The 5,050-nt window shown below is 67.4% G+C and carries 4 protein-coding genes and 1 pseudogene; 1 reads left to right on the forward strand and 4 read right to left on the reverse strand.

What is annotated here, in order from left to right:
* Positions 1-293: 293 nt before the first annotated feature.
* Complete coding sequence (locus AC1DQP_RS16285; RefSeq protein ID WP_478052009.1) at positions 294-1,631, forward strand: sigma-54 interaction domain-containing protein; 1,338 nt, start codon at positions 294-296, stop codon at positions 1,629-1,631.
* Between the two features lie 181 nt (positions 1,632-1,812).
* Here the strand turns inward: AC1DQP_RS16285 and AC1DQP_RS16290 are convergent, their stop codons facing one another.
* The 4 genes and pseudogenes from AC1DQP_RS16290 to AC1DQP_RS16305 form a co-directional block, all read right to left on the reverse strand.
* A complete protein-coding gene (locus AC1DQP_RS16290; RefSeq protein WP_478052010.1) occupies positions 1,813-3,117 on the reverse strand; it encodes a hypothetical protein in 1,305 nt (434 codons plus the stop codon).
* 48 nt (positions 3,118-3,165) lie between these two features.
* Positions 3,166-3,924 carry a hypothetical protein gene (locus tag AC1DQP_RS16295; RefSeq protein ID WP_478052011.1) on the reverse strand — a complete coding sequence of 253 codons (759 nt, stop codon included), beginning with the start codon at positions 3,922-3,924 and terminating at the stop codon, positions 3,166-3,168.
* 8 nt (positions 3,925-3,932) lie between these two features.
* The gene (locus tag AC1DQP_RS16300) at positions 3,933-4,631 is read right to left on the reverse strand and encodes a C39 family peptidase (RefSeq protein ID WP_457319893.1); all 699 of its coding nucleotides are present in this window, start codon (positions 4,629-4,631) and stop codon (positions 3,933-3,935) included.
* Between the two features lie 138 nt (positions 4,632-4,769).
* A pseudogene (locus AC1DQP_RS16305) lies at positions 4,770-5,050 on the reverse strand (adhesin); the annotation flags it as partial.

Genomic DNA, 5,050 nt, shown 5'->3' on the forward strand with positions numbered 1-5,050 from the left:
ATGCCCTTGGAGGCGAAATAAAGGAGGAGGGGGCGGCCGCAGGCCGACGCCGGGGGCGTCGCCGGAAAGGGCATGGGGGCCCAGCGCCCGACCCACCGACGGCCGCCTACGCAGTTGCCCTGGCCGCTTCCGCCCCCAACCGGCGTTGTCCCTCATGTTGTTCAAGCAATTGCCAGTACACCCAGTGCCTGCCGGCGTTCCGGCCGGCCGCGGACCCGGACGTGGGGCGGCACGTCCACGGCCACCAGACCTGCAGTGAATTCCGCCTGTGATCCTTTTCAGCAAGGTGACGCATGGCGGCAGTCCCTGATCTCCCGTCCCGGTGTGTGATCTGGTTTGGGCAACCGCAACCGGCCGAACGCGCAGTGCTTGCGGCCGCAGGCTGGCAGGTCCGCGGCGTGGCCACCGACGACTGCGTGGCCATCGGCATGCGCGGCAACGATCAGGTCGTTGGCCTGCTGGACCTGCGCGGCGCGCTGCCGGCCAACCTGGCCCGGCTTGAGACGCTGCTCGAGGAGCACCGCCACATGACCCTGCTGGCCATCCTGCCCGCCGGCGCAGCGGCCGCCCCCCCCGCCCTGCAGCCCCTGCTGGCCGCCTGCACCGAAACGTGGACCGCGCCGATCGAACTTGGCCGCATCGTCCAACGCCTGCAACAGCTGTCCGGCCAGGCCGCGCACCCCGTCGCACACGGCCCCCAACATCTCATTGGCGAGAGCGCCGTCCTGCAGGTCACCCGCGCTGCGATCCGCAAGTTCGCCCCGGTCGACCTGCCCGTGCTGATCACCGGCGAAACCGGCACTGGCAAGGAGCTGGCTGCGCAGGCACTGCACGCGCTCTCGCCGCGTCATGACCGGCCTTTCCTGGCGGTGAACTGCGGTGCGATCCCGGCCGCGCTGGTCCAGTCCGAGCTGTTCGGCCACGAGCGCGGCGCCTTCACCGGCGCAGCGGGCCGGCGCCTGGGGCTGTTCGAGACCGCCAACGGCGGCACCGTGTTTCTCGATGAAATCGGCGATCTGCCGCTGGATGCACAGACCAACCTGCTGCGCGTGCTGCAGGAAGGCACCGTCGAGCGCGTCGGCAGCAACCGGCCCCTGGCCGTGGACGTACGGGTCCTGGCCGCCACCCACGTCGACCTCGAGCAGGCCGTCGAGCATGGGCAGTTCCGCCGCGACCTGTTCTACCGCTTGAATGTCCTGCGCCTGCCGCTGCCGCCATTGCGCGATCGCAGCAGCGACATCCTGCTGCTGGCGCACCACTTCCTGGCGACCTTCCGCGATCGCCACGTCACCCGCGCCCGCGGCTTCAGTGCGGAGGCACGACGTGCGCTGGAGCGCTTCAGTTGGCCGGGCAACGTGCGCGAACTGCTCAACCGCGTACAACGCGCAGCGATCGTCACCGACGCTGAGCTGATCGGCGTGGCCGATCTGGAACTGGTACCGGCGCAGCCGCACGTACCGCAGAAGCTGCTGCACGACGCGCGCCAACTCGCCGAACGCGAAACCCTGCTGCGCGCCCTGCGCCAGAGCGATTTCAACATCACCGCCTGCGCACGGCACATGCAGGTCTCACGCGTCACCGTCTACCGCCTCTGCCGCAAACATCAGCTGGCCCTGCCCGAGCTGCGCTGAACCGAAAAACCATCCAGCTCCTTCCGCAGTTCCATCCGAGGAGGAGGCCCCTTTGTTGAAGAGGGCGCGCGAATGCGCGGGGTCAGGTGCAGTGCATAGGCCTCCGGCAACGCACGTCGCGCGCCGAAGGCGCAGCGGTCCAGGCGGAACGCACACCCGTACATGCCGTGCGTCGATGCGCTCACAGCATGTACGGCACCTTGAAGGCCAGGGTGAAGTCCGGCGCGTCCGGGGTGAGGCCGATCCCGAGCATGCTGACCAGGGTGGTGTTGCGGTTGAGCGCGTAGGTAATGCCCAGATTGAGCGTGCCGGCGTTGGCGTCGCTGCCAATCACCTTCAGCCATTGGCCGTTGCGGTAGCGGGTGGAAGCGCGGCTGCTCAACTTGTCGCTGAAGGAAATGCTCAGGCTGGTGCGTTCATTGAACGCGAACGCCACCCCCGCACCGAAGTAATACGACCCACCCAGCTTCACCTCCCCGGGATTGACCGTGTCCGGATTCGCGTCCAGGTCGTCGAAGCTGCGCGGGAAGGAATGGATGTAGCCGACGTTGGCGAACAGGATCGCCGGATCAGCCGTCTTCACTGCCGACAGGCCGATGTTGGCCTGCCATACCCCATTGCCGGTGGGCTGTTGTTCGGGCACGGCGAAGCGGATGAAGTCGTCATCGTCGCGTTCGAGTACCTTCCAGTCCACGCCATACGGCGCGCGCCCCGTCGGCGCGGTGGCACCGGCCGTCAGCACGGTTTCCGGCCAGCGGCCATGCTCGGCAAACAGCCGGTAGTTGGCACTCATCCCGACATCGCCAATGCCGTTGCCGGTGGTTTCCTCCTGCGCGATCGCCGCCGCCGAGCCCCCGGCACCACCTTTCTGGAACACGGTCTTGCGCGCCAGGTAGGGCACGTCCAGGTTCAAGGTCAGCCGCGGGCTGACACCCCAGCGCGCGGCCAGGTTGTAGGTCAGCGTGTCCGACTCGACGTTTTCGATGGCGATGTTGCCCAGGAAAATCGCATCCAGGGCCAGGAAACCGTTGAGGGTGACCTGCTTGCGGTCATAGCGTGAGTAGGTGAGGCTGTTTTCGATGGTGAAGCGACGGCTGAACAACGCCGCCTGCTGCTGTTTGACGTCATCCACGCTGCGTCGCGAGGGCTGCTTGGCCTGCTGCGCTTCGGCAGCGCTGCTGGCATAGCCGTCGGCGCTGGGCGCGGCAGCCGGGGTGTCGGCTGGCAAAGGGGGCGGCCCGGCGTTGGCGCCCGCGATCGGCGCGGTCTTGCCAGACAGCCGCGCCTGCATCGCCTGCACCTGCATGTCCAGCTCGCGCAGGCGACGCACTTCCTGCGCGTAGTTGGCCTTGAGTGTTTCCAGCTGGGTGATCAGTGCCTTGACGTCGGCTTCGTCGGCCGGTGCGGGCTGCGCGTGTGCGCCGGCGGCCGCCATCAGTGCCAGCGCCGCCAGCGCCAACGGGGTTGCGTGTATCGAGGTGTGCATGTGCCTTGGCCCACGGTTGTGTTGTCACTCCCCCTGCCCGGCCCTGGATTACTGGCCGGGCCCCATGCCGACACCGCGCACCAGCGTCATCGCCTGGGCCACGTTCTGGCCGAGCGGGACGTTGCTGGCCAGCGACTGCCGGACAAGATCGATCTGCATGCGGTTGCTCACCGCCTGGCCATCGCTGCCGATGGCAATGCTCTGGCCGACGCTGCCGTTGCGGATCCACTGCTGCACCGCGCCGACGCCCTCGATCTGCACCTGCACCTTGGCGGTGTTGCCGTCCAGCTGCGCCACCGCGCTGACCCCGCCCTGCTGCACGCTGGCCAGGGTCGGCCCCGCGCTGCCTTCGGCCGGTGCAATGCCATCGCGTACGTTGAGGTGGGTGGTGTTGCTGGCCACATTGCCGTCACCGGCGACCTGGATGCTCTGGGTCAGGCCCGCCACGTTCTGCAGGCCGCTCGCATCGATGCTGCGACCGGGCGTCACCGGCAGCGGCGCATCGGCGGCGGTCACCGTCACCGACGGACTGAAGCTGACCTTCGGCGTAGCGCCGTGGCTGAAATCCATGCCCAGCGTGAGTGCGCTGCGCGCGGCCTGCCCGCCACTGTTCCACTGGGTGATCATGGTCACCCCGAACCAGGCCACGCTGTTGCCGTTGACCGTATAGCGCCCACGCATCAGGCTCAGCTCGGGATCGGGTATCTCATTCAGGCCCTTGCCGGGCCGACCTTCTTCGGCGTGAAGCGGCGCTGCCCCCAGCAGGGTCAGCAGCAGCACGCGCTGCGTCCACAGTGCAATGTTCATGGTGCCTCCTAGAACAAGTCGGCGTGGGTGAAACCGAAATCGACCAGTTCCGCGTCGGTGATCGGCCCCTGCCGGGCGTACAGCGAACGCGCGCTGGGCCGTTCGCCGGGGAGCAGCAACACCGTGTTGCGATCAAAGTCACTACCGATCACGACAAACACGGCGCGCGACGGCCACGCCTGTAGAAATTCGCTGACGGGAATGCTGCGGTTGCCCAGGATCGGGTCGGCGACATCGACCACATCGTCGCGAACCTGCTTGAGGACCACGAAGTGGCGGAAGCCACGCACATCCATCAACACCAGCCCGGGCACGCGCAGTGAGCGCAGGCGCTCCTCGTTGACGCGGTAGCCGCGTCCGCGCATGCCCATCGATTCGACATACCGTTTGATGTCCAGCAGCGAGAACCCACGCTGGTGGACCAGTTGCGGGTCCGAGACCCCCATCATCCCTTCGATCACCGTGCCTTCGTCGGCTTCCAGGTGGTAGGCGTAACGCAGGATGGTGGCCAGCGCCGCCGCGCCACAGCTGTAATCGGTGTGTTGCCGCACCACGTTGCGGAAGCGCCGTTCCTGCATGCTTTCCACGCGCTGGGTGAGCACCGCCCCGTTGGGCAGCACCCCACTGAAGCCGACATCACCGGCACGTGCAGTGCCGAACGGCAGCATCAGCCACAGCAACGATCCGCACAGCGCTTGCTTCAACATCGACGTCACTCCGGAAAAAGGAGGGAGCCCCTGCCCCAAAGGGGGAGGATGGGACAGGGACTCCCGGGAGCCCGGCTACTGGCGGGTAGCCGGGTTTGTTGCGCTCAACGCGTACTGCTTGCGAAAACGGACATCACGTTACTCGCCGGTGCCGCCACSGCCGCCGGTGGACGGTTGCGCAACGGCCAGGGCCAGGCTGTTGGCCTGCAGGTTGCCGGTACCGGCCGCCACGTTCACCCCGATGTTGCCGGAGGCGCCGGAGAACGCACTGCCGGACAACGCCGCGGTGTTGGTCGCATCCACGTTCACCCAACGGGTGGTGGAGACGGTGCCGCTCAGGCTGGCATACAGATCGGCCACGCCCAGTTCGACGAACCGGCTGGTGCCACTTTCATCGGTATCGAAGGCGATACCGCCCA

It is taken from the genome of Stenotrophomonas sp. P5_A8 (genome assembly GCF_056400545.1).